Below are 22,996 nucleotides of genomic sequence, written 5' to 3' on the forward strand. Positions count from 1 at the left end.
GGTGCGCGCCGCAGCGCCACCGGCCCCTTTGCCCTCGGGCTTACTCGTCGTTCTCGAGCTCGGCCTGCACCTCGGCCGTGAGGTCGAAGTTCGCGTAGACGTTCTGCACGTCGTCGCTGTCCTCGAGTGCGTCGATGAGGCGGAAGATCTTGCGCGCCGCCTCGGCGTCGATCTCGACCTTGAGGTTCGGCACGAACTCGACGTCCGCCGATTCGTACTCGATGCCCGCCTCCTGCAGCGCGGTGCGCACCGCGACCAGGTCGGATGCCTCGGTGATGATCTCGAAGCCCTGCGCGTGCGGCTCGATCTCCTCGGCCCCTGCTTCGAGCGCCGCCATCATGACGTCGTCCTCGGTGGTGTTCTCGCCGTCGACGACGATGACGCCCTTGCGGGTGAAGTTGTAGGCGACGGATCCGGGATCGGCAAGCGTGCCGCCGTTGCGGCTGAGCGCTGTGCGCACCTCGGCGGCGGCCCGGTTCTTGTTGTCGGTCAGACATTCGATCATGAGAGCGACGCCGTTCGCGCCATAGCCTTCGTACGTGATCGAGGAGTACTCGACCGACTCGCCGCCGATGCCGGCGCCGCGCTTGATGGCGCGGTCGATGTTGTCCTTCGGGACGGAGGTCTTCTTCGCCTTGAGCACGGCGTCGAACAGCGTCGGGTTGCCCGCGAGATCAGCGCCGCCGAGCTTCGCGGCGACCTCGATGTTCTTGATGAGCTTGGCCCAGGACTTCGCACGGCGCGAGTCGATGACGGCCTTCTTGTGCTTGGTGGTGGCCCACTTGGAATGCCCGGACATATCTCTCCCGCTCGAATCAGCCCCGCGGTTCGTCCCGCCAGGGCATCGTCCATTCTAGAAGATCCGCGTCGGAAGCACCGACGGCGGGGCGCAGAGCCGCGAGACTACGCTGCGACAGCAGCCCGTCGGGCCGCGACCAGCTCCAGGAACCGCGCGTGCAGCCGCGCCTCGCCGTTCATCTCGGGGTGGAAGCTCGTGCCCAGCAGGTTGCCCTGCTGCACTGCCACCACTCCGCCGTCGGGCAGCGCCGCGATCGCCGTCGCCTTCGGCCCGACCCGCGTGATGAGCGGCGCCCGGATGAACGTGGCATCCACCGGCCCTTCGATGCCTTCGATCTCCAGCTCGGTCTCGAAGGACTCGACCTGACCGCCGAAGGCGTTGCGCGCGACCGTGACGTCGAGACCGCCGAAGGTCAGCTGGCCGTCGATCGCGCCCTCGATCTCATCCGCGAGCAGGATCAGCCCTGCGCAGGTGCCGTAGACCGGCAGTCCTTCGGCGATGAGCGCCCGCAGCGGCTCGCGCAGGCCGAAGATCCGGGACAGCTTGTCGATCACGCTCGACTCACCGCCCGGGATCACCAGGCCGTCGAGCCCGTCCAGCTGCTCGGGGCGGCGGACGCGAACCGCCTCCGCCCCGAGCGAGGTGAGGATCGCGGCATGCTCGCGCACATCTCCCTGCAGCGCGAGCACGCCGATCCGCACGGCGGTCGTCACCAGCCGCGCTCCGCGAGACGGTGCGGTGCGGGCAGGTCGGACACGTTGATGCCGACCATGGCCTCACCGAGCCCGCGCGAGACCTGGGCGATCACGGCGGGGTCGTCGTAGGCGGCGGTCGCCTTCACGATCGCGGCGGCGCGGGCGGCCGGGTCGCCGGACTTGAAGATGCCGGATCCGACGAACACGCCGTCGGCGCCGAGCTGCATCATCATGGCGGCGTCAGCGGGAGTGGCCACTCCCCCGGCCACGAACATGACGACGGGCAGGGCGCCCTTCTCGGCGACCTCGGCGACGAGCTCGTACGGGGCCTGCAGCTCCTTCGCCGCGACGTAGAGCTCGTCCTTCGGCAGCGAGGACAGCCGCGCGATCTCGCCGCGGATAGTGCGGATGTGCTTCATGGCCTCGGACACGTCGCCGGTACCGGCCTCGCCCTTGGAGCGGATCATGGCCGCGCCTTCGGTGATCCGGCGCAGCGCCTCGCCGAGGTTGGTCGCGCCGCAGACGAAGGGCACGGTGAAGCCCCACTTGTCGATGTGGTTGACGTAGTCCGCGGGAGAGAGCACCTCGGACTCGTCGATGTAGTCGACACCGAGCTCCTGCAGCACCTGCGCCTCCACGAAGTGGCCGATGCGCGCCTTGGCCATGACGGGGATCGAGACGGCGGAGATGATGCCGTCGATCATGTCCGGGTCGCTCATACGCGACACGCCGCCCTGGGCGCGGATGTCGGCCGGCACGCGCTCGAGCGCCATGACGGCGACGGCTCCGGCGTCCTCCGCGATCTTCGCCTGCTCGGGGGTGACGACGTCCATGATGACGCCGCCCTTGAGCATCTCCGCCAGGCCGCGCTTGACGCGACCGGTGCCGGTGGTCGATTCGGGTGCAAGTTCTGTCATAGGACAGATAATACGCTGTCTGCCACGAACGCTGACACACAGGAGCCGGTGACCGGATCCGCTCCGTCTGGATGAGAGGATCAGAGGATGCTGAAGGTGCTCTCGATCCAGTCCGCCGTCGCGTACGGCCATGTCGGCAACTCCGCGGCCGTGTTCCCGCTGCAGCGCATCGGGGTCGAAGTGCTCCCCGTCTACACCGTGAACTTCTCCAACCACACCGGCTACGGCGCCTGGCGCGGACCGCTGATCGCCCCCGACGACGTGCGCGCGGTCATCACCGGCATCGAGGAGCGCGGCGTGCTCGGCGAGGTCGACGCGGTGCTCAGCGGCTACCAGGGCGGCGAGGGCATCGGCGACGTCATCATCGACGCCGTGGCGCGCGTCAAGGCCGCCAACCCGCAGGCGGTGTACGCGTGCGACCCGGTCATGGGCAACGCCGCGTCGGGGTGCTTCGTCGCGCCTGCGATCCCCGTGCTGCTGCGCGACAAGGTCGTGCCCGTGGCCGACATCATCACCCCGAACCAGTTCGAGCTGGGTTTCCTGACCGAGACCGAGCCCGACACGCTCGAATCGACCCTGGCCTCGGTCGACAAGGCGCGCGCCATGGGGCCGAAGACCGTTCTCGTGACGAGCGTCGCCCGTCCCGATCGGGCAGAGGGCACCATCGAGATGCTCGCCGTGGACGACAAGGGTGCCTGGCTGGTCGCGACTCCGCACCTGCCGATGAAGGCGAACGGATCCGGCGATGTGACCGCGGCGCTGTTCACCGCGCACTATGTCGAGACCGGCGATGCCAAGCTCGCGCTCGAGCGCACCGTGTCGAGCGTGTACGAGCTGCTCCGCCTCACGCTCGAGTCGGACGAGCGCGAGCTGCAGCTCGTGCCGGCTCAGGAGTTCTACGCGAACCCGCCGCTCCAGTTCGAAGCCCGCCGGGTGCGCTGATCGCCCCACGCCCTCGCGCGGCGCACGGCCGCCTCAGACGGGCCAGGCGGCCGCGACCGTGTTGCGCACGTCTCCGAGCAGCTGCGGCAGCGCCTTCGTCTTCGCGATGATCGGGAAGAAGTTGGCGTCGCTGTTCCAGCGCGGCACCACGTGCTGATGCAGGTGCGCATCCACGCCGGCGCCGGCGACCGCGCCCTGGTTCATGCCGATGTTGAAGCCGTCGCAGCGCGATGTCGCCTTCAGCACCCGCATCGCGGTCTGCGTGAGCGCACCGATCTCGGCGACCTCCTCCGCCGTCGCCTCGTCGTAGGTCGCGATGTGACGGTACGGGCAGACGAGCAGGTGGCCGGAGTTGTACGGGAACAGATTGAGCAGCACATAGGCGGTATGCCCGCGGGCGACGATGAGCCGCTCCTCGTCGGGGTGCTTGGGCGCCTCGCAGAACGGGCACTCCTCGCGCAGCGGCTCCGGGCCCGCCTGGATGTAGGTCATCCGGTGCGGCACCCAGAGGCGCTGGAACTCGTCGGGGACGCCCACCAGATGCGCAGCGTCCTCCAGCTGCGCGTCCCCGGCGGCGCCCCCGTCGACGGTCATGCCAGGTCGCCCGCGGTCTGGATCAGCGCGTGGCTCTCGATCGCTCGACGCACGCGCTCGACGGCCTCTGCGAGCGGCACGCCGTTCTCCTGCGTCCCGTCTCGGAACCGGAACGACACCGTGCCCGCAGCGCGGTCCTGCTCCCCCGCGATGAGGATGAGCGGGACCTTGCCCGTGGTGTGGTTGCGGATCTTCTTCTGCATACGCTCGTCGGAGTGGTCGACCTCGGCGCGCACGCCCGCCTCGCGCAGGGCCGCGACGGCGTCATCGAGGTAGTCGGCGAACGCCTCGGCGACAGGGATACCCACGACCTGCACCGGCGACAGCCAGAGCGGGAAATCGCCCGCGTAGTGCTCGAGCAGGATCGCGAAGAACCGTTCGATCGAGCCGAACAGCGCGCGGTGGATCATGATCGGGCGCTTCTTCTGCCCGTCCTTGTCCGTGAACTCGAGTCCGAAGCGCTCCGGCAGGTTGGGGTCGACCTGCACCGTGGACAGCTGCCACACGCGGCCGATCGCGTCGGTGGTCTTCAGGTCGATCTTCGGACCGTAGAAGGCCGCCTCGCCGGGCACCTCGGTGAGCTTCAGACCGGAGGCCAGGGCGACGTTGCGCAGCGCATTCGTCGAGTACTCCCAGAACTCGTCGGATCCGATCCACTTGTCCTTCTCGTCGTCACGCATCGAGAGCTCGAGCTCGAAGTCACTGAGTCCGAAGTCGCGCAGCATCGAGAGGATGAACTCGAGGACCTTGGTGACCTCGGACTCCAGCTGCTCCGGGGTGACGAACAGGTGCGAGTCGTCCTGGGTGAAGCCGCGCACGCGGGTGAGGCCGTGCAGGGCGCCGGAGAGCTCGTTGCGGTAGACGGTGCCGTTCTCGGCGAACCGCAGCGGCAGGTCGCGATAGCTGCGCGCACGCTCCTTGTAGATGAGGATGTGCATCGGGCAGTTCATGGGCTTCAGGTAGTAGTCCTGGCCCTGCTTGGTGACGTGGCCGTCCTCGTCGCGCTCCTCGTCCATCCGGATCGGCGGGAACATGCCGTCGCGATAGGTGACGAGGTGGTTGGAGGTGAGGAAAAGATCCTCCTTGGAGATGTGCGGCGTGTAGACGTAGCTGTAGCCGCCGGCGATGTGCCGGCGACGCGCGTGCTGCTCCATCTCCCCGCGGATGATGCCCCCGCGCGGATGCCAGACCGACAGGCCGGATCCGATCTCGTCGGGGAAGGAGAACAGGTCGAGTTCTTTGCCGAGGCGGCGATGGTCGCGCTTGGCCGCTTCCTCGAGGCGCTGCTGGTAGGCGCGCAGCTCGTCCTTGGTGGGCCAGGCGGTGCCGTAGATGCGCTGCAGCTGCGGGTTCTTCTCGGATCCTCGCCAGTACGCCGCGGCGATCCGGGTGAGGTCCCAGCCGTTGCCGATCATGCGGGTGTTCGGCAGGTGCGGACCACGGCAGAGGTCCTTCCAGACGACCTCGCCGTCCTTGGCGACGTTGTCGTAGATGGTCAGCTCGCCCTCGCCCACCTCGACCGATGCGCCTTCGGTCTTGTCGGCGCCCGGACCCTTCAGCCCGATGAGCTCGAGCTTGAACGGCTCGTCGGCGAGCTCGGCGCGCGCCTCGTCGTCGCTCACGACCCGGCGCACGAAGCGCTGCCCCTCGCGCTGGATCCGCTGCATCTCCTTCGAGATCGCCTTGACATCCTCGGGGGTGAACGGGGTGTCGACGCCGAAGTCGTAGTAGAAGCCGTCGGTGATGGGCGGACCGATGCCGAGGTTGGCCTGAGGCTTGATGCGCTGCACGGCCTGCGCGAGCACGTGCGCCGTCGAGTGGCGCAGGATCGCGAGCCCCTCGGGGCTGTCGATGGTGATGGGCTGGACGTCGTCGTCCTCGTTCACGAGGGCGGCGAGGTCCTTCTGCTCCCCGTTCACGAGCATGGCGACGACGGAGCGGTCGCTGAAAGGTCCGTTCGCGCCGTAGAGCGCGAAACCGTCGCAGGGATAGGACGGCAGTTCGGGGGCGGACGCCGCGGCTTCAGACGGCACAGGATTCTCAGACAAAGGAAGTTCTCCAGTTTGGCGATGGTCTCGGCTCAGCTTCGGACGCGAAGGCGCCCTGCCCGCTCAGGCCCTGAGAGTTCGCGTGCCGGTGACCGCGATCACAGTCGCGTGCGTCACCCGGGCGAAGTCCATAGGAGAATCCTACGCCGCCCCGTGCGGCCGGCCGGTCACGGCACCACCCAGCGCCTCGTCCAGATGCCGCTGCGCGAGCCGCCAGCCGCCGGCCTCGTAGGCGACCACGACGAGCACCGGCCCGGCCAGCACCACGAGCAGGCAGACCCACAGCGGGAGCCCGCCGAAGGCCAGCACGATGCCGAGGAGCGGCAGGATCATCGCGATCGCGTGCAGCAGCAGGCCCCGCATGAGCGAGTGCACCAGATAGGAGTGCAGCAGCGCGACCGACACCATGAAGACGATCACGGGGATCGCGATCATCAGGATGACGACGGGCGTGGCGAGCGGATCCTCATGCCGGTACGCGAACCCGATCGCGTGCAGTCCGGCGCCGACGGCGGCGACGCTCGCGAAGATGAAGGCATGCCCGTAGCCCCATACGAAGGACCGACTCCGGTGCACGGCGAGGATCGGGCCGGACGGCATCACGGTGTACGACCACCACAGGGCGAAGGTCATCGCGACACCGGCGCCGATCACGACCACCGTGTCTCCGGACCACCCCTTCTCGTGCGAGACCTCCTGCGCGGCGGCGAGGGTGCCGATGACCGTCTCGCCCAGCGCGATGATCGTCAGGAGCGAGTAACGCTCCGCGATGTGGTGTGCGTGCCAGGGCGTTCCCCTGCGCTCGCCGTCGCCCTTGCGCTCGGCGACGACGGGGCCGCCCAGTTCGATCAGCCAGCACACCGCTGCGGCCGCGAAGGCGGCGCCGAGTGGCAGCGGCGCCCAGGCCACGATGACCCAGCCGATCTGCGCGACGGCGACGAACAGCACATAGGTGAGGGCGTGCCGGCGGTAGGCGGGTTCGCGCGAGGCGCGCAGCCACTGTGCGAGCAGCCCCACCCTCATGACGATGTAGCCGGAGACCATGACGCGGTTGTCGAAGGCGCCGTGCTCCTCGAGCGACGCGAACATGGCCGGCAGGCCGATCGCGAGCACGATGACGCCCGCCATCTGCACCATCGTGAACACGCGGAACAGCCAGTCGTCCGTGTCGAACGCCGACGCGAACCAAGAGAAGTTGATCCACGCCCAGATGATCGCGACGACCGCGAAGGCGAACGCTCCGACCGCTGCGCCACCGTGTCCGGCTGCGACGCCCTCCACCAGTTGTGTGCTGGCGACCCCGAACGCGGCGGCGAAGACCAAGTCGTACAAAAGCTCCAGCGGCGTGGCCGCTCTGTGCTGCTCATGCAGCGACCGCCCGCGCATCGGGCTCAGCCCATGCCGGTATCTTTCGACGGCGTTCGTCATGCTCTCCCCGATCCCCTCGGACTTCCAGTCCCCTTGGATATGCAGCGTCCAACCTAGCGCGAGCCCGGATCCACCCGACTCCGACGGCGTTCGACGAGCGCGAGCGCGGCGGCGACGGCCTTGATGACCGGAATCTCGCCGAACCGATAGTCGTCCGCGCGGATGAGTCTGGCGGCCAGATCCGGCCGGCGCTCGCGCAGCAGTCCCCTGGCCCGTTCGGCGTGCAGCGCGTTCGAGACGACGGCGATCTCCTCCGCCCCCTCGAGCAGAGGGATCGAGTTGCGGATGTTCTCCTCGGTCGAGTGGCTCTCCGTCTCCAGGAGGACCCTTCCTGGGCATCCCCTCTCGGCGGCGTACCGGGCCAGGATCCGCGCTTCCGGCTCCGGACCCCGCACTGCGCCGCCGGAGAAGATCAGCACGTCATCGGCGCTTCGCAACGTGCGAAGGCCGGCGCGCACGCGGTAGCGGTTCACGGCGTTGGCCCGAGGTCCGCGATTGCCGAAACCCAGCACCAGCACGGCACGGCGCGTGCCGGGGCGACCTTGCTCGAGACCCCGCGCGCTCGCGTGCGCCGAGACCACCTCGCCCCACAGTAAGAATGCGAACCCCGCCGCGGCTGTGCCGGCCGGCAGCATCAGGAGCAGCGACTTCCGCATGCGCCCCAGGTTAGACAGCCGAGGAGCAGTGTGCGCTCCGGCTCGCCTCGGAAACGACAAAACCCCCGGAAGACCGGGGGTTTCTGTTGTGCGCGATACTGGGATCGAACCAGTGACCTCTTCCGTGTCAGGGAAGCGCGCTACCGCTGCGCCAATCGCGCCTGTTCAGGCTATTCAGTTGAGAAGAGCGAGGTGGCGACGGGATTCGAACCCGTGTAAACGGCTTTGCAGGCCGGTGCCTAGCCTCTCGGCCACGCCACCATGTGGATTCGAACCCACATGCGGGAGCCCCCGAAGGGGCTCCTGCACTGGAGCGGATGACGAGACTCGAACTCGCGACCCCAACCTTGGCAAGGTTGTGCGCTACCAACTGCGCTACATCCGCGTTTTGTGTTTCCCCGGTGTCCCGGGCACTTGAAATACATTAGCCGAGGTTTGAGGCTTCACCAAACCGGGGCCCGTTCTCGGGCGTGTCCGGCGCGCGCCCTGGCACAGTCTGCCGCTCAGACGCGCGGGTTCTCCTGAGGCTCGGCGCCACACTCGCACGCCTTCCACGCCCCAGGCGAGCTCGAGCGACGCGATCCTGCGGGCGACGGCGATCACGCGATCCGGGCCGTCGATGAGCTCACCCAGGCCGGATCCTGCGACGGTCATGTCTTCGTGACCGAAGATCGAGGCGAAGTCGCTGCCTGGTGTCGACATCGCGTCGTACGTCCGCTCGACGAGTACCCGGACAGCATCGAACGTCTCCTGATCGGCCTCCATGGCGGTCAGCCTAGGCATGCACGGGCTCGCGACGGAAGCCCCGGCGTTCTCGTCGGGACGCGTCAGGAACAGATCTTCGATGTGGGCGAAGCCGCTTTCACACAGAGGTGCTGACTCAGTCGACGAGCGCCCCTGCCGACAGATTCGCGATCGCTCCCGTCATCGAGGCGGCCCGGTCGGATGCGGCGAACGCCAGATACTCGGCCACCTCGTCCAGCACCGGCAGCCGGCCGAGCAGTGTCGTACCGACGAGGCCACCGACCCAGTCCCCCATCGGGATCCCTCCCGCCGCCGCGATACGTCCGAACATCTCCCGCGTGTAGGACGTCTCCATCGCATCGGAGATGGCGTGCGGGCGCACGCACACGACCCGCACGCCCGCGGGTCCGAGCTCACCCGCCAGCGCGCGCGAGAATCCCTCGAGCCCCGCAGACTGCGCCGCGTTGCCGATCAGCCCGCGTCCCGTGAGGCGGGCGCCCGGCGTGGAGATCGTCAGGATCACTCCACCGCCCTGCGCGATCATGTGGCGCGACACGGCCTTGGCCGTCACGAAGTTGGTCTGCAGGTAGCCCACGACGGGGCGCAGATAGTCCTCCAGCGATGTCTCGCCGATGGGCAGGCCCTGCACGTGGTCGAAGCCGACAGCGTTGAGCGCGACGTCGATGCGCCCGGCCTCCGCGACGACGTCATCGGCATGGCGGTCGACGGCGGCCTGGTCCATCGCATCGACGACGGTGATGGAGACCTCTCCCCCCTCGCCCCTGGCCGCGACTGCCGCGGCCTCGAGGCGAGGGAGCGACCGACCGGTCAGGAAGAGCCTCGCTCCCTCACGGGCGAACACTCGCGCGGCCGCCGCGCCGATCGACCCGCCACCGCCGTGGATCACTGCGACCTTGTTCTCGAGCAGCATGATGCCGCCTCCTCTCCTGTCCTGTTGTGCAACTTTAGAATTGCACAACAGGACAGGGTGCTGCAACCATTGAATTGCAGTAAGCGGATCTACAGTCCCTCGGCGATCTCCTTGATCGCGGCCAACCGGTGTTCCCATTGTCGCCCGATCGCATCGAGCCGTCGCGCGGTCGCACTGAGCTCCTCACCGACGACGCGGTATCGGACCTCGCGCCCCACGCGGACGGGCTCGACCAGAGCGACCTCCGCGAGAACAGTCAGGTGCTTGGCGATGGCCTGCCGCGACACGGGGAACCTCTCGGCAAGAGCGGACGCCGACGCGTCGCCTTCGCCGAGTGCGGCGAGAATGCTCCATCGCGTCTCGTCGCCGAGCGCGGCGAAGACGGGAACGAGGGTCGATGTCATGCGACACCCCCGAACAGGGCGATGAGCTTGTCGAGCTCGGCATCCCACCCGCGACGATGGCTCTCGATGTTCGCCAGCGGATCCGAGGTCTTCTCGAACCCCGACTCCACGACGGTGAGTCGCGTGCCTTCTCCCTCGGGGGCGAGGGTGAAGCGAAAGACGGTCGAGTTCTCCTCATCGAGCTCGACCGGCAGCCGGTCGAGGGCGTTGTCGTTGCTCCAGCGGTAGGTCACCGATCGAGGCGCGTCGATCGCCTCAACCCGGATCGGGACGGCACCATGCCCGTCGAACGTCATCGTCCCGACACCTGCTCCGTCGAGAACGGTGCGCCCGAACCAGAGCGAGAGATGCTCCGGTTCGGTGATCGCGCGCCACACCTTCTCCGCGGGCGCAGCGATCGAGATGCTTCGAGTGACGGTGAAGGCCCGGTCGTCCGCGATCGATGCCTCATTGCGTGTCGTGCTCGTCATAGACGTGCCTCCCGTGGCCCTCCGGAGAGCCTGCGATACCCTCCTGCAACCCAGAGGTTACATCAGGAGCGTGGATCCGATCACGATGCCGGGTCCGCCGTGCGAGTCGACAAGCACCGGAACGACGAAAGCCCCTGGGTCTCCCAGGGGCTTTCTATGGTGGGCGATGCCGGACTCGAACCGACGACCTCTTCCGTGTGAAGGAAGCGCGCTACCAACTGCGCCAATCGCCCATCTGTGGTTTTCACGTGCCCTGAGGCACAGGTAAAGAGCATACCCGATCCCACGAGCACACGAGGACAGCGCCGGTCGGCCGGGCGTGGCGCACCGACCCCGGTCACCGATGTCGGAGGGCCCCGATACCGTCGGCCTCGTGAGCAGCACAGACGTGATCGAAGAGCTGGACGAGATGCAGCGGCGTGCCGTCGAGCATGGCGAGGGACCGCTCGTCGTCGCCACCGGCGCGGGGACCGGCAAGACGCGCGTGCTCACCAGCAGGGTGGCACGGCTGATCGATACGGGCGTGCCCCCGGAGCGGATCCTGCTTCTCACGTTCACCCGGCGCGCAGCCACCGCGATGACCGCGCGTGCGGCGGCGATGGTCGGCGACACGGCGCTCGCCCAGCGCATCGCGGGAGGGACGTTCCACGCCGTGGCGCACCGCGTCGTCGCCGAGTACGCGCAGCACCTGGGCCTGGCGGACGTCTCTGTGCTGGCCCCCGACGACGTCGTCGACCTGATCGATCTGCTGCGTAGCGAGCACGGGCTGGACGGCACCGACCGGCGGATGCCTACGAGCAGGGCGATGGCCGACATCGCCTCCCGTGCCGTGAGCCTGGAGAAGCCGGGACGCGAGGTGATATCCGAGCAGTTCCCCTGGGCGCTCGGACACGCCGACGCGATCATGGGGCTGCTCCGCGCCTATGCGCAGCGGAAGCGCGCCCGCGGCCTTCTCGACCTCGACGACCTCCTGGTGGCGTGGCGCGCGCTCGTACGCGACTCCCATGTGGGTGCGAGGCTGCGCACGCGCTGGGACTGGGTGCTCGTGGACGAATACCAGGACGTGAACCGCGTGCAGGCGGACATCGTGCACGGACTCGCTCCCGACGGGCGTGGCCTGACCGTCGTGGGTGACGATGCCCAGGCGATCTACGGCTTCCGCGGCGCGGGGGCCGGCCAGCTCCAGGAGGTGCTCGAGCGTCATCACGACGCCGAGCTCATTCGCCTCGAGCGGAACTTCCGCTCGACGCAGCCGATCCTCGACCTCGCGAACGCAGCCCGGCCGGAGGACTTCCCGATCCGGCTCGTCGCGGATCGTGCGGGAACCGCGCTGCGCCCCGAACTCATCCGATGCGAGAACGCCGACGACGAGGCCCGCGCCGTCGCAGATCGGATCCTGGCCGTCCATGCCGACGGGGTGCCCTTACGGGAGCAGGCCGTGCTGATGCGCACCGGATCGCACAGTGCGATGCTCGAGGTCGAACTCAAGGTCCGCGACATCCCGTTCGTCAAGTTCGGGGGCATCGGCTACCTCGAGACCGCCCACGTCCGAGACCTGCTCGCGGCATTCCGTGTGGTGCTCAATCCGGGCGACGAAATCGCGTGGTACCGCCTGCTCACCCGGCACCGCGGCCTCGGCAAGGTGAGCGCGCGGCGGCTCGCAGGCATCCTCGCGGATCAGGGCATCGCAGGAGGGTCCGAGGCGATCGCCTCCGCACCCCCGACCGCCCGCGTCGGGCTCGCCACTACGCTCTCACTGCTCGGCGTCGTCGATGCCCAGTCCCCCGTGCCGGATCTGGTGGAGGCCTGCCATGACGCCGTCTCGGCGCTGCTGGAGCAGCACTACCCCGACTGGCAGCGCAGAGCGTCCGATGTCCAGGAGATCGCCGAAGCCGCGGGGCGTCAGAGCGACCTCCGCACGTTCGTCGGCGAGCAGGCGATCGATCCGGTGACGCGGACAGGTGACTGGGCCGCGCAGCCGCATCTGGACGAGGACTGGGTGACGCTGTCCACGATCCACTCGGCCAAGGGCCTGGAGTGGTCGCACGTGCACCTGCTTCGCGCCACGGACGGCGCGATGCCATCGGACATGGCCCTCACTTCGCCCGCCGGCCTGGAGGAGGAGCGGCGCCTGTTCTACGTCGGGCTCACCCGCGCACGCGACACGCTGAGCGTCTATGCACCGGCGACGCTGCCGACGCACCCGACGGCGTTCACCGCACGGCATGTGCAGACCAAGCCGAGCAGATTCCTGACGAGTGCGGCGCTCTCATTCATGACGGTGCTCGATTCGAGGATCCCCGAGCCGGGTCCGACGGCGGCCGCTCCCGGTCCTCGCGTGAGTCTGGGAGAGCTGGACGCCCTGTTCGCGTGACGCCCGGGGCGCGGCTGTTCAAGGCAGTGTCTGCACTGTCTGGCGGGCGATCTCGAGTTCCTCGTTCGTCGGCACCACCAGCACCGTCACTCGGGACGCATCCGTCGAGATGACGCGGATCCCCGCCCCGGACGCCTCGTTGCGCACCGGGTCGATCTCGACGCCCGCGAAGCCCAGCGTGGCCATCGCCTCCCGGCGGACCAGCGCGTTGTTCTCGCCCACCCCGGCGGTGAACGAGATGACGTCGACGCCGCCGAGCTGGGCGATGTACGCCCCCGCGTACCCGCGCAGACGGTGGATGTACACCTCGAACGCAAGGGCCGCGTGCTCGTCGCCCGACGCGGCGCGAGCGAGGACGTCGCGCATGTCCGAGACGCCCGCGAGCCCCTTGAGTCCGCTGCGGGCATTGAGCAGCTCGTCGAGGTCGTGGGTCGTCATGTCGGCCCGACGGGCCAGCGTGAACAGCACGGCGGGGTCGATGTCGCCCGAGCGCGTGCCCATCACGAGCCCTTCCAGGGGCGTCATGCCCATCGACGTCTCCACCGAGCGTCCTCCGCGCACCGCGGTCACCGAGGCGCCGTTGCCGAGGTGGAACACGATCTGGCGCAGGTCGTCCCGCTCACCGCCGACGAACGCCGCGGCCGCCTCGGACACGTACTTGTGCGAGGTCCCGTGGAAGCCGTACCGGCGGATCCGGTGCGCCTCGGCGAGCTCGCGGTCGATCGCGTAGGTGTACGCGGCGGGCGCGAGGGTCTGGTGGAAAGCCGTGTCGAACACTGCGACATGCGGCACGTCCGGGAAGGCGGCCTTCGCCGCGCGGATGCCTTGGAGCGCGCCGGGATTGTGCAGCGGAGCGAGCGCGGAGAGCTCGTCGATGTTGATCTCCACGAGCGGTGTGATGAGCGTCGGCTCGAAGAAGCGCGCGCCGCCGTGCACCACCCTGTGCCCGAGCGCCGTGGGAGGGGACTCCTCGAGGGACGGCCCGTGCGCATCGAAAGCGTCCAGCATCACCTGGAACCCGACGGTGTGGTCGGGGATCGGCAGGATCCGCTCAGTCTCGTGTCCTTGAGCATCGACATGGACCGCTCGACCCTCCGGCTGGCCGATGCGCTCGACCAGCCCCGAGGCCAGGGCGACACCGCCGGCGACGTCGACGAGCTGGTACTTGAAGGACGAGGATCCGCTGTTGATGACCAGGACGATGCTCACGAGGCGCTCCCTTGCTGGGCCTGGATCGCGGTGATCGCGATCGTGTTGACGATGTCCTCGACGAGAGCGCCGCGGGAGAGGTCGTTGATGGGCTTGTTGAGCCCTTGCAGCACCGGCCCCATCGCCACCGCGCCGGCGGATCGCTGCACGGCCTTGTAGGTGTTGTTGCCGGTGTTCAGATCCGGGAACACGAACACGGTGGCCCGGCCGGCCACCGATGACCCGGGAAGCTTCGCCCTGGCGACCGCCGCGTCGGCCGCGGCATCGTACTGGATCGGTCCCTCCACGGGCAGCTCCGGCGCACGTTCACGCACCAAGTCGGTCGCGGCGCGCACCTTCTCGACTTCGGCGCCGGATCCGGAGTCCCCCGTCGAGTACGAGAGCATCGCGACCCGGGGCTCGATGCCGAACGCGGTCGCCGTCGCGGCCGAGGAGATCGCGATGTCGGCGAGCTGCTCGCTGGTCGGATCCGGGATCACCGCGCAGTCACCATAGACCAGGACGCGGTCCGCGAGAGCCATCAGGAAGACCGAGGACACCACGGAGACCCCGGGCCGCGTCTTGATGATCTCGAACGCGGGGCGAATCGTGTGCGCGGTGGTGTGCGCGGCACCGGACACCATGCCGTCGGCGAGGCCCAGGTGCACCATGAGGGTGCCGAAATAGGAGACGTCGGTGACGGTGTCGGCCGCCTGGGCGACGGTGACGCCCTTGTGCGCACGCAGCCGCGCGTACTCCTCCGCGAACCGCGGCACGAGCTCGGGATCCGTCGGCGACACGATGCGCGCCGCGTCCAGGTCGACTCCGAGCTCCCTGGCGCGAGCCCGCACCGCCGCCTCCTCACCGAGGATCACCAGGTCTGCGATCCCACCGGCGAGGACCGCACCCGCAGCCCGGAGCACGCGATCGTCGCCACCCTCCGGGAGCACGATCGTGCGGCGCTCGGTGCGCGCCCGGTCGAACAGCTCGTACTGGAACATCAGCGGCGTCACGACATCCGAGCGCGCGACGCCCAGCCGCGCGATGAGAGCCGGCACGTCGACGTTCTGCTCGAACATCGCCAGCGCCCGGCCCACCCTGTGCGGCGCGTCCACCGAGAGGCGGCCCGGCGCATTCATGATGCGCACGGTGGTGTCGTAGGTGCCGTGATCCGTCGCGATGATGGGCACCCGCGGCCCCAGCCCGTCGAGCAGGCGTTCGATCGGCTCTGGCAGCGCGAACGGCCCGTTCAGCACGATCGCGGCGATCGACGGGAAGGTTCCCGCCGCCTGCGCCAGCAGGGTGGCCAGCAGTACCTCCTCGCGATCGGCAGGCACCACGACCACCGACGACTCGATGAGCCGTGGCAGCACGTTCACCATGGACATGCCCGCGATCATCACGTCCAGCACCTCACGGTCGAGGAGCTCCTCATCACCGCGGACCATTCGCCCGTCCAGTGCCGTGCGCACACCGCGCACGGAGGGCGCAACGAGCGAGCGATCCTCCGGGATCACCCACACCGGCACCTCCTCGGCGCTCGGCGGCCGCTCCCCCAGCACCGCCGCGACGGCGGCCGCAATCTGATCGCGCTGCGCACCGTCGGCGCGGTTGACGACGATCGCGGAGAGCACGGCCCGCTCCTGTGCCAGCTCGGCCATGCCGAGCCTGGCGAGCTGGCCCACCTGCGCGGGTGTGCGCGCCTCGGTGACGCCGAGGCGCTCGCCGTGCCCCGCGGTGTCCCTTCCGCCCAGCACGAGCAGCACCGGCGCCCCGAGATTCGCCGCGATCCGCGCGTTGACCCCGAGTTCCGCGGGAGCCGCCACATCGGTGTAGTCGCTGCCCAGGATCACGACAGCGTCGCACTGCGCCTCCACGGCCCGATAACGCTGCAGGATCCGCCCGAGGGCCGCATCGGGGTCGGCGTGGAGCGCGTCATAGCCGACGCCGATGCACTCGGCCGCATCGAGCCCGACCTCGGTGCGGCTCAGCAGCATCTCCAGCACGTCGTCGGAGCCGTCGCTTGCACGGCTGACCGGACGGAACACGCCCACTCGGGCAGCGGCTCTGCTCAGCGCGTCGATCACACCCAGCGCGACAAGCGACTTGCCGGAGTGACCTTCGATGGACGTGATGAGGATGCTCTTCGCCACGCCCTCAGCCTACGTGCCCGCTCCCTCGCCGCCGCTCATGGCTTCTCGCTGAACGCGGCGAAGAGACGATCCCGGAAAGCGTCCATGCGCCAGGTCGGAGAGCCGTCACGCGGCTGAAGGCCGCGCGTCCACCCCCAGCCGTCGATCGCCGCGAACACCGCGGGGTCGCGGGCGATGACGCTGATCGGCACGTCGTGCGAGGCGCCGGCGCCGCTCACGATCGCGGCGGGCTGGTGATCGCCGAGGACGATGACCACGAGGTTCGGATCGTCGACGTTCTCGAGGAACGAAAGCAGGGATCCGAGCGAGTACTGCACCGACTGCCCGTAGAAGCGCTGGACCGTCTCCGCGCTCTGCCAGACCGTTCCTGCGGATTCGCTCTGACCCGGCTGCGGTTCGTAGACGGAGCCGTCGCCGATCTGCTCCCAGGGCACCAGTTGCGGCAGTGGCGCCCACGGGGTGTGCGACGACACCAGGTCGATCTCGGCCATCACGGGATCATGCGGACCCGTGAGCTCCGTGTCGGCGAAGTGCTTGAGTGTGAACTGGTCGGGAATGCGCGCGTAGCCGAAGCCAGGGCCGCGGTAACCGACGTCCGTCGCGTCGACCAGCGAGTCATATCGATAGAAGGACGACCCGGTGCGCCAGGCCTCGGTGTCCGAGGGCACGTCGGACACCGTCCGCCACCCGGCTTCACCGAATGCCCGCGCCAAGGAAAGGCGGTCGCTGGCGACGAGCTGATCGTATGCCTGCTGCGTCGGCGTCCACACGCCGGTTTGCAGGGTGCCGTGCGCGAGCCAGCTCAGCCCGCCGTAGGTGGGCGATGTGAGCCAGGCGCTTTGCGCGGCGTACCCGTCGGCGACCAGGGAAGCGTTCCCGGCCCGGAGCACATCCGTCACGCCGTCGGCGATCCCCGCGCCCTCCAGCGCGACCCGGCCGTAGCTCTCGACGAACGCGACCACGACGTCCTTGCCCCGGAGTCCGCTGAGCAGGCCAGACGAGGGCATGGCCGCGAACGGATCCTCCGCGATGGCATGCGCGACCGCCGCCTGCTCCGCGAGCACGCGCTCGGTGCGCGACACCGCGGTCGCGACGGAGCCGACCGAGGCGGCGGAGGCGAGGGGATCGCCGGTCGGCGGCGGCGCCACGCCCCCTGCGACCAGCCACACCACCGCGAGTCCCGCGATCACGAGTCGTCCCGCGGCACGTCGCTGCACCACTTCCGAGACGCGGAGGGAGGCCCAGGCCAGCAGCATCGCGCACGCGAGGGCCGCGCAGAGGAGGCTGAGCAGCAGCAGCTCTGCGAGGAAGGGGCCCACCGAGTCGACGACGACCCCATAGGCGGATCCGAGTTGCGGCCAGTCCACGAGGACGAACGGGGTTCCGACGGTGGTACGGAATCCGCGGTCGATTCCGGCGAGAGCAAGGGCAGAGGTGACGAACACACCGAACACCCCGGCTAGGACACGGCGCACGGCGCGCCACGGAACGAGCAGGAGCAGAAGCACGATCAGGAGCGACTCCGCGGGGATTCCGAGGAGTCCGTTCAGTCCGGGAGAGGGCCGATCCGTCGCCAGCAGTCCCGGAGCGAGCGGGAGGACGACGAGCGCCACGATCGCGACGGCCAGACCGGTGCCCCCTCCCCTCTGCGCCGGGGCCGAACCGAGGCGCGACCCTCCTGAGGTTCGACGCCGGGCCGACGGGCTCATGACCATGCGGAAGCGGCCATGGCGTGATCCCGGACGGCGGGATCGCCGTGATCCGTAGGGACGTCGCAGCGATCCGACAGCGCGTAGCGCAGCAGCACGACGTCGCCGATCTGCCGCGTGTCCGCCAAACGGGCACGACGCGAAGCCGTCCAGGGATACCGGCCCGCGGCCGCTGCCCGGGGCGCACCCGACTCGCCGACGAAGAAGGGCGCGATCACGAGCTGCAGCTCATCCACGAGATCGGCCTGGAGGAACTGTGTGAGAACGGCACCGCCTCCCTCGACCATGAGCCGGCGGACTGCGCGGCGTTCGCCGAGGTCGTCGAGCACGGCGGCCATGGTCACCTGCGCGCCGAGGCCGACCACCGTGGCCCGCTCGCCGAGCCGTGAGCGAAGACTGCGCACGCCCTGCAACGGGGTGTACACCAGACGCGGCACCTCCCCCGCGGTGAAGAACGCGGCGTCCGGGGACAGATCACCCGACGCCGTCACCGTCACCTTCATCGGAGACGCAGCGCATCCGGACGACAGCCGCCGCGCACGCCGCGCGGCATCGCGGACCAGCAGTCGAGGGTTGTCCCGCCGCACCGTCGACGCGCCCACCAGGATCGCGTCGTTGCGGGAGCGCACCTCGTCGACCCGGTCGAAGTCGGCCTCGTTCGACATCGCCAGGCGGCGCGGTGCGGAGCCGTCGAGGTACCCGTCGATCGACATCGCACAGCTGAGAGTGACGTACGGTCGCTCGCTCATGGCCTTCTCCTCTGCTCGACGAGAAGCACGACCGCGCCCGGCAGCACGCCGATGAGCGCCAATGCGCCGAACGCGGCGGAGACGGACACGCCGGCGGAGGCGCCGAGGCCGACGAGTGCGAATGCCGCGCCGGCCACGGCCTCCCTCGGGCCCCAGCCGCCGACGTTGAGCGGGATGGCGGAGGCTGCGAGCACGACGAGGCCGACCGCCGCGATCGCACCGTCGGGCCGCAGTCCGACGGCGAGGGACGCCACGAGGAACAGCGCGACGTGCGACGCCACGACTACGACCGATGCGGTGATGATCGTGAGCAGCGCGGCCGGTCTTGCCAGCACCGGGCGGAGCAGGAGGTACTCCTGCCGCAGGAGCCGCCGCGGGCGCGGCAGGGCGACCGCCGTCGCCGCCATCACGACGATCCCGGCCGCGATCGCTCCCGCGCCCCAGACGAGCGGCACGAGCCGGGACCCGAACCCGAGCGGCAACAGGATCGCGAGCGTCAGCACGATCTGCACGATCTGCCCGAGGATCCGTTCGACGGCCACGGCACGAGCGGCGATGCCCAGGCGCGCCTGGTCCCGGCCGTGCGCCCAGGCGCGATGCACGTCGCCGAGGATGCCCGCCGGAAGCACGGCATTGAGGAATTGCGACCGATAGTAGGCGGCGAATCCGGCGCGCCGGCTCAGCGTCAGCCCGTAGCCGGTGGCGACGGCCCTCCAGCGCCACGCGGCGGCCGAGGTCGCGATCACCGCAAGCACAAGGGCCGCCAGCACAGACAGCAGCGAGATGGCGGCGAGGCCTCGCAGGAACGGGCCGAGTCCGACGATCAGCACCGTCGCGACCAGGATCGCGATTCCGGCGCCGACGCGGGCGGCGAAGCGGATCGGGGAGTGATCGCGCCGCCGATCCGCTGCGTCGGGCGCGTACGGGAGGGTGTCCTCCGAGAAGGGGCTCACCGCGGCCATGCGAGCACATCCTGGTGCGAGACGGTGACGCGCAGCGTTCCTTCGTCGAGCTGGGCACTTCTCCGGGCGAGATAGGCGGCGGCATCGTCTGCGAGTTCGGGATGCTGCTCGACGGCCGCATCGACCCAGCCGTCCAGCCACGCGGCGACCAGGGGCGCGTCCGCGGGGCCGAGATGCCACGGCGTCGAGCTCGTTCGGATCCTCCATCCGGCGTCGGCGAACAGCCTCGCCAGGACGGGAGCGGCATCCGGGCCCAGCAGCCGCCGTCCGTCGGCGTCCCGCCGCTGGTGCGCGTTGAACGCGTCTCCGAGGGTGGCGTCGATGTCATCGGGAGGATCGAGGACCACCACTCCCATGACGGAGAGGCTGAAGAACGCGGGAGCACCCGCCGCGACGCAGGCACGGACGATGCGGGCCGCCTCGTCGCGGGTGACGACGTCGAGCAGGGCGGAGGCAGTGACGGCGGACGCGCCGGCGAACGCCCGAGCATCCAGTGCTTCCAGTACCTCGACGCTCGTGACGATGCGGATCGGCCTCCCGGCGTCGTCGACGACCGCGTCGAGGTCGAGGTGCTCGAGGATCCCTGCGTCCCCGTCGCGCAGCACCCACTCCTGGGGGCCGGGCAGCCGAGGGGCGAGCCACCGGGTCATGCCGCCGGTTCCGGCCCCGAGGTCGTGCAGCACGACCGGCCCGGACGGCAGCAGGCGCGCGAGCACGGCAGCGAGCTCCGTCGAGCGAGCGGCGTCATCCGCCGCGGACCGCAGCGCGAGCCACGACGGAGTTGCGGTCGAGACGGAGCTCATGACGTCTCCAGCGCGACGGACACGGCATCCACCGTGTCCGACCAGCTCGGCAGGCTGTCGCGAGCGGCGCGGGTCTCGGCGCGCAGCCGCCGGCGCAGCGCCGGATCCGTCATCCAGCCGTCAAGAGCGGCCGCGAGGGCACCGGGATCCTCGGGTGGGACGAGGAGGGCCCCGCCTCCGGCGACGGTGTCGGGGATGCCTCCCACCGCCGCGGCCAGGACGGGCACGCCGTGCCCGCGGGCCTCGGCGATCGCCATGCCCGAGCTCTCCACGCGGGACGGCGCCACGAGCAACCCGCTGCGGCGATACTCCGCGGCGAGCTCCGGCTCCTCGAGCACACCGGTGAGTCGCACCCTGCCGGAGAACCGCTGTGCCTCGCGTGCCACCGAGGAGGCGAAGCTGCCGGACGGTGGGGAGGATCCGACGATGCGGCACGTCCAGCCCCGTCCTGACAGCCGATCGAGTGCGGCGAGCAGCACGTCCTGTCCCTTGTGCGGTGCCACGATGCCGACGCAGAGAAGGTTCAGCGCGCTCGTCTCCGCGGCGGAGGACGCCTGAGCCCGGGGCACGTCGACTCCCGGCACCGCGATCGTCACGCGGTCGGAGTCCGCCAGCCCGCGCCGGCGGAGCTCCTCCGCTGTCCACCGGCTCGTCACGATCACGTGGTCCGCTGCCGTCAGGGCACGACGCTCCGCATCCGTCGCCCGCGCCGTCGCATCCGGGAACGCCGCCGCGACCATGTGCGCCAGGACCACTGTCCGCGCCCGGGCCGACGCCTCGGCCAACGCCTCCGATGCCCTGAGGGCGACGAGCCCGTCCACGAGCACGGTCGCGCCGCGCGGAACCTCCCCGAGGGCCGCCGCCGCGTCGGAGGAGCCGCTCGTCTCGACGGTCGTGACCCGCCATCCGCGGGCGCCCAGGCCGTCGCGCACGCGCCGGTCGTACACGTTTCCGCCGCTCACCCGGGCGGGATCGTCGATCCCCTCGGGGACGAGGAAGGTGACGGCGCGGCCGGTCACATCGTCACCTCGTACGAGGCCCACGCGATGTGCGATTCGTGCAGGGTCACGGCGATGCCGGTCAGCCTGGCATCGCCGAAGCCGCCGTCGCGCGCCCGCCCTGCGAGCCTGTCGCCGATGATCTGGCACAGCCGCTCGGTCGTGGTGTTGACGCCCTGCAGGTCGGGCTCGTCATCGAGGTTGCGGTACGAGAGCGCATCGACGATCTCGTGCAGCGCGGCCGAGGCCCGACCGATATCCACGACGATTCCGTCCGGATCGAGCTCCGCGGCGCGGAAAGAGGCGTCGACGACATAGGTCGCGCCATGCAGTCGCTGCGCGGGCCCGAAGACTTCGCCGCGAAGGCTGTGGGCGATCATCAGGTGGTCACGGACGGTCACGGCGAAGGTCATGGCCTGCTCCAATCGATGGTCTGGCAGAGCTCGGCCGCGGTGCCGTCGGCGAGGCCCGCAGTCACGTCCGGCAGCTGCCGCCACGATGCGGTCGCCCCGAGCAGGAGGTCGAACGCGGGGTCCTGCAGAAGGCCGAGCGCGAGTGTGAGCCGATCCCGCGTGCTTCGCCGACCGCGACGGGTCGTGGCGACTGCGCCGACCTGGCTCGAGCGGATCCTCAGCCGGCGCGAGTGGAAGTCCGCACCCAACTCGAGCGACACCGGTTCGGCGCCGTACCAGCTCGCCACGAGCACCTCGCCGTCCGTGGGCGCGCACCGCAGCGCCAACTGCAGTCCGGCACCGGATCCGCTGGCCTCGATCACCACGTCCGCGTCGCCGGGCGGAGCCGCAGTGCCGGCGAACCGCGCACCGAGCGCCTCGACGACGCTCCGCTTCTCGGGGTCGATGTCGACCACGGTGACCTCGACTCCGGGGATGCCGCTCGCCAGGCGTGCCACGGCGCAGCCGATCATCCCGGCCCCGACGATGAGCACGCGGTCGCCGATGGCGGGTGCTGCGTCCCAGAGCACGTTCACTGCGGTCTCCACCGCCCCCGCGAGCACCGCCCGCCGGGCCGGCACGCCCTCGGGCACGGGCACGACGGCTCCCTCCGGCGCGACGTACCCCGACTGGTGCGGGACCAGCGCGAACACTGTCCGTCCCCGCAGCGCCAGCGGGCCGTCCTCGACCACGCCGACGTTGAGGTAGCCGTACTTGACGGGGAAGGGGAAGTCGCCGTCCTGGAAGGGAGCGCGCATCCGCTCGTGCTCGGAGTCGGGCACCGCCCCGCGCGCGACGAGCGACTCCGTGCCGCGGCTGATCCCTGTCCACAGGGTGCGCACCGAGACCTCGCCCGGGGCGGCGGGCCGCACCTGTTCGCTGCGGAACTCGCCATGTCCCTGGCCCGTCGTCCACCACGCGGTCGCCGTCTCTGCGCGATCCGCGTGAACCTCGAGCGCCCGCTGCGTCGTGTCACCCAT

Annotated in this window: 22 protein-coding genes and 4 tRNA genes; 2 read left to right on the forward strand and 24 right to left on the reverse strand. The window is 69.9% G+C overall.

The genetic code is table 11. From position 1 onward, the window contains the following. Positions 1-40: 40 nt before the first annotated feature. The 3 genes from ACTJI8_RS02405 to pdxS form a co-directional block, all read right to left on the reverse strand. Positions 41-799, reverse strand: a complete 759-nt coding sequence (locus ACTJI8_RS02405; protein WP_440731808.1) for a YebC/PmpR family DNA-binding transcriptional regulator — start codon at positions 797-799, stop codon at positions 41-43. Positions 800-903: 104 nt separating this feature from the next. Continuing rightward, on the reverse strand, positions 904-1,515 hold the full coding sequence (pdxT, locus tag ACTJI8_RS02410; protein WP_440732432.1) for a pyridoxal 5'-phosphate synthase glutaminase subunit PdxT: 612 nt from the start codon (positions 1,513-1,515) through the stop codon (positions 904-906). After that, a complete protein-coding gene (gene pdxS, locus ACTJI8_RS02415) occupies positions 1,509-2,411 on the reverse strand; it encodes a pyridoxal 5'-phosphate synthase lyase subunit PdxS (protein ID WP_440731809.1) in 903 nt (300 codons plus the stop codon). The genes pdxT and pdxS overlap by 7 nt, the downstream gene beginning before the upstream one ends. A 90-nt stretch (positions 2,412-2,501) precedes the next feature. Between pdxS and pdxY the strand changes: the two genes are divergently transcribed. Next, positions 2,502-3,353, forward strand: a complete 852-nt coding sequence (gene pdxY, locus ACTJI8_RS02420; protein ID WP_440732433.1) for a pyridoxal kinase PdxY — start codon at positions 2,502-2,504, stop codon at positions 3,351-3,353. A gap of 33 nt (positions 3,354-3,386) precedes the next feature. Here pdxY and ACTJI8_RS02425 read toward each other — a convergent pair whose 3' ends face one another. The 12 genes from ACTJI8_RS02425 to ACTJI8_RS02480 form a co-directional block, all read right to left on the reverse strand. Further along, on the reverse strand, positions 3,387-3,947 hold the full coding sequence (locus tag ACTJI8_RS02425; protein ID WP_440731810.1) for an HIT family protein: 561 nt from the start codon (positions 3,945-3,947) through the stop codon (positions 3,387-3,389). Continuing rightward, on the reverse strand, positions 3,944-5,872 hold the full coding sequence (gene thrS, locus ACTJI8_RS02430; RefSeq protein ID WP_440732434.1) for a threonine--tRNA ligase: 1,929 nt from the start codon (positions 5,870-5,872) through the stop codon (positions 3,944-3,946). The genes ACTJI8_RS02425 and thrS overlap by 4 nt, the downstream gene beginning before the upstream one ends. 264 nt (positions 5,873-6,136) lie before the next feature. Next, positions 6,137-7,423 (reverse strand): low temperature requirement protein A, encoded by a 1,287-nt coding sequence (locus tag ACTJI8_RS02435; protein WP_440731811.1) that lies wholly within the window; start codon positions 7,421-7,423, stop codon positions 6,137-6,139. 53 nt (positions 7,424-7,476) lie between these two features. Continuing rightward, positions 7,477-8,079 (reverse strand): YdcF family protein, encoded by a 603-nt coding sequence (locus ACTJI8_RS02440; protein WP_440731812.1) that lies wholly within the window; start codon positions 8,077-8,079, stop codon positions 7,477-7,479. 89 nt (positions 8,080-8,168) lie between these two features. Continuing rightward, positions 8,169-8,240 (reverse strand) — tRNA-Val (locus tag ACTJI8_RS02445). A 29-nt stretch (positions 8,241-8,269) separates the two neighbouring features. Then, a tRNA-Cys gene (locus ACTJI8_RS02450) sits at positions 8,270-8,340 on the reverse strand. A gap of 48 nt (positions 8,341-8,388) precedes the next feature. After that, positions 8,389-8,464 (reverse strand) — tRNA-Gly (locus tag ACTJI8_RS02455). Then, positions 8,455-8,844: a hypothetical protein gene (locus ACTJI8_RS02460; RefSeq protein ID WP_440731813.1), complete on the reverse strand. Its 390-nt coding sequence runs from the start codon at positions 8,842-8,844 to the stop codon at positions 8,455-8,457. The genes ACTJI8_RS02455 and ACTJI8_RS02460 overlap by 10 nt, the downstream gene beginning before the upstream one ends. Before the next feature lie 115 nt (positions 8,845-8,959). Further along, positions 8,960-9,754 carry an SDR family NAD(P)-dependent oxidoreductase gene (locus ACTJI8_RS02465; protein ID WP_440731814.1) on the reverse strand — a complete coding sequence of 265 codons (795 nt, stop codon included), beginning with the start codon at positions 9,752-9,754 and terminating at the stop codon, positions 8,960-8,962. Positions 9,755-9,843: 89 nt separating this feature from the next. Then, a complete protein-coding gene (locus tag ACTJI8_RS02470; protein WP_440731815.1) occupies positions 9,844-10,158 on the reverse strand; it encodes an ArsR/SmtB family transcription factor in 315 nt (104 codons plus the stop codon). Continuing rightward, on the reverse strand, positions 10,155-10,628 hold the full coding sequence (locus tag ACTJI8_RS02475; RefSeq protein WP_440731816.1) for an SRPBCC domain-containing protein: 474 nt from the start codon (positions 10,626-10,628) through the stop codon (positions 10,155-10,157). Before ACTJI8_RS02475 ends, ACTJI8_RS02470 begins: the two co-directional genes overlap by 4 nt. A 157-nt stretch (positions 10,629-10,785) precedes the next feature. After that, positions 10,786-10,861 (reverse strand) — tRNA-Val (locus ACTJI8_RS02480). A gap of 140 nt (positions 10,862-11,001) precedes the next feature. Here ACTJI8_RS02480 and ACTJI8_RS02485 point away from each other — a divergent pair. Next, the gene (locus tag ACTJI8_RS02485; protein ID WP_440731817.1) at positions 11,002-13,002 is read left to right on the forward strand and encodes an ATP-dependent helicase; all 2,001 of its coding nucleotides are present in this window, start codon (positions 11,002-11,004) and stop codon (positions 13,000-13,002) included. Between the two features lie 18 nt (positions 13,003-13,020). Here the strand turns inward: ACTJI8_RS02485 and ACTJI8_RS02490 are convergent, their stop codons facing one another. The 9 genes from ACTJI8_RS02490 to ACTJI8_RS02530 form a co-directional block, all read right to left on the reverse strand. Continuing rightward, the gene (locus tag ACTJI8_RS02490) at positions 13,021-14,211 is read right to left on the reverse strand and encodes an acetate/propionate family kinase (protein ID WP_440731818.1); all 1,191 of its coding nucleotides are present in this window, start codon (positions 14,209-14,211) and stop codon (positions 13,021-13,023) included. Next, positions 14,208-16,343, reverse strand: a complete 2,136-nt coding sequence (pta, locus tag ACTJI8_RS02495) for a phosphate acetyltransferase (RefSeq protein WP_440731819.1) — start codon at positions 16,341-16,343, stop codon at positions 14,208-14,210. The genes ACTJI8_RS02490 and pta overlap by 4 nt, the downstream gene beginning before the upstream one ends. A gap of 35 nt (positions 16,344-16,378) precedes the next feature. Then, positions 16,379-17,956, reverse strand: a complete 1,578-nt coding sequence (locus ACTJI8_RS02500; RefSeq protein WP_440731820.1) for a CDP-alcohol phosphatidyltransferase — start codon at positions 17,954-17,956, stop codon at positions 16,379-16,381. A gap of 92 nt (positions 17,957-18,048) precedes the next feature. Next, positions 18,049-18,801: a RibD family protein gene (locus ACTJI8_RS02505; RefSeq protein ID WP_440731821.1), complete on the reverse strand. Its 753-nt coding sequence runs from the start codon at positions 18,799-18,801 to the stop codon at positions 18,049-18,051. Next, positions 18,798-19,763: a lysylphosphatidylglycerol synthase domain-containing protein gene (locus tag ACTJI8_RS02510; RefSeq protein WP_440731822.1), complete on the reverse strand. Its 966-nt coding sequence runs from the start codon at positions 19,761-19,763 to the stop codon at positions 18,798-18,800. Before ACTJI8_RS02510 ends, ACTJI8_RS02505 begins: the two co-directional genes overlap by 4 nt. After that, complete coding sequence (locus ACTJI8_RS02515) at positions 19,751-20,566, reverse strand: SAM-dependent methyltransferase (RefSeq protein ID WP_440731823.1); 816 nt, start codon at positions 20,564-20,566, stop codon at positions 19,751-19,753. The genes ACTJI8_RS02510 and ACTJI8_RS02515 overlap by 13 nt, the downstream gene beginning before the upstream one ends. Continuing rightward, a complete protein-coding gene (locus ACTJI8_RS02520; protein ID WP_440731824.1) occupies positions 20,563-21,585 on the reverse strand; it encodes a glycosyltransferase family 4 protein in 1,023 nt (340 codons plus the stop codon). Before ACTJI8_RS02520 ends, ACTJI8_RS02515 begins: the two co-directional genes overlap by 4 nt. After that, positions 21,582-21,977 (reverse strand): 6-pyruvoyl trahydropterin synthase family protein, encoded by a 396-nt coding sequence (locus ACTJI8_RS02525; RefSeq protein WP_440731825.1) that lies wholly within the window; start codon positions 21,975-21,977, stop codon positions 21,582-21,584. The genes ACTJI8_RS02520 and ACTJI8_RS02525 overlap by 4 nt, the downstream gene beginning before the upstream one ends. Then, positions 21,974-22,996 (reverse strand): zinc-dependent alcohol dehydrogenase, encoded by a 1,023-nt coding sequence (locus ACTJI8_RS02530; RefSeq protein ID WP_440731826.1) that lies wholly within the window; start codon positions 22,994-22,996, stop codon positions 21,974-21,976. Before ACTJI8_RS02530 ends, ACTJI8_RS02525 begins: the two co-directional genes overlap by 4 nt.

This window comes from Microbacterium sp. 22303 (assembly GCF_052045265.1).
GTDB lineage: Bacteria > Actinomycetota > Actinomycetes > Actinomycetales > Microbacteriaceae > Microbacterium.

Excerpts from the sequence above, each read along its gene's own strand:
- ACTJI8_RS02405 (WP_440731808.1), bottom strand. The coding sequence starts at position 799 with ATGTCCGGGCATTCCAAGTGGGCCACCACCAAGCACAAGAAGGCCGTC.
- pdxS (WP_440731809.1), bottom strand. The coding sequence starts at position 2,411 with ATGACAGAACTTGCACCCGAATCGACCACCGGCACCGGTCGCGTCAAG.
- ACTJI8_RS02425 (WP_440731810.1), bottom strand. The coding sequence starts at position 3,947 with ATGACCGTCGACGGGGGCGCCGCCGGGGACGCGCAGCTGGAGGACGCT.
- thrS (WP_440732434.1), bottom strand. The coding sequence starts at position 5,872 with ATGCTCGTGAACGGGGAGCAGAAGGACCTCGCCGCCCTCGTGAACGAG.
- ACTJI8_RS02435 (WP_440731811.1), bottom strand. The coding sequence starts at position 7,423 with ATGACGAACGCCGTCGAAAGATACCGGCATGGGCTGAGCCCGATGCGC.
- ACTJI8_RS02440 (WP_440731812.1), bottom strand. The coding sequence starts at position 8,079 with ATGCGGAAGTCGCTGCTCCTGATGCTGCCGGCCGGCACAGCCGCGGCG.
- ACTJI8_RS02460 (WP_440731813.1), bottom strand. The coding sequence starts at position 8,844 with ATGGAGGCCGATCAGGAGACGTTCGATGCTGTCCGGGTACTCGTCGAG.
- ACTJI8_RS02465 (WP_440731814.1), bottom strand. The coding sequence starts at position 9,754 with ATGCTGCTCGAGAACAAGGTCGCAGTGATCCACGGCGGTGGCGGGTCG.
- ACTJI8_RS02470 (WP_440731815.1), bottom strand. The coding sequence starts at position 10,158 with ATGACATCGACCCTCGTTCCCGTCTTCGCCGCGCTCGGCGACGAGACG.
- ACTJI8_RS02475 (WP_440731816.1), bottom strand. The coding sequence starts at position 10,628 with ATGACGAGCACGACACGCAATGAGGCATCGATCGCGGACGACCGGGCC.
- ACTJI8_RS02505 (WP_440731821.1), bottom strand. The coding sequence starts at position 18,801 with ATGAGCGAGCGACCGTACGTCACTCTCAGCTGTGCGATGTCGATCGAC.
- ACTJI8_RS02510 (WP_440731822.1), bottom strand. The coding sequence starts at position 19,763 with ATGGCCGCGGTGAGCCCCTTCTCGGAGGACACCCTCCCGTACGCGCCC.
- ACTJI8_RS02515 (WP_440731823.1), bottom strand. The coding sequence starts at position 20,566 with ATGAGCTCCGTCTCGACCGCAACTCCGTCGTGGCTCGCGCTGCGGTCC.
- ACTJI8_RS02525 (WP_440731825.1), bottom strand. The coding sequence starts at position 21,977 with ATGACCTTCGCCGTGACCGTCCGTGACCACCTGATGATCGCCCACAGC.
- ACTJI8_RS02530 (WP_440731826.1), bottom strand. The coding sequence starts at position 22,996 with ATGGGTGACACGACGCAGCGGGCGCTCGAGGTTCACGCGGATCGCGCA.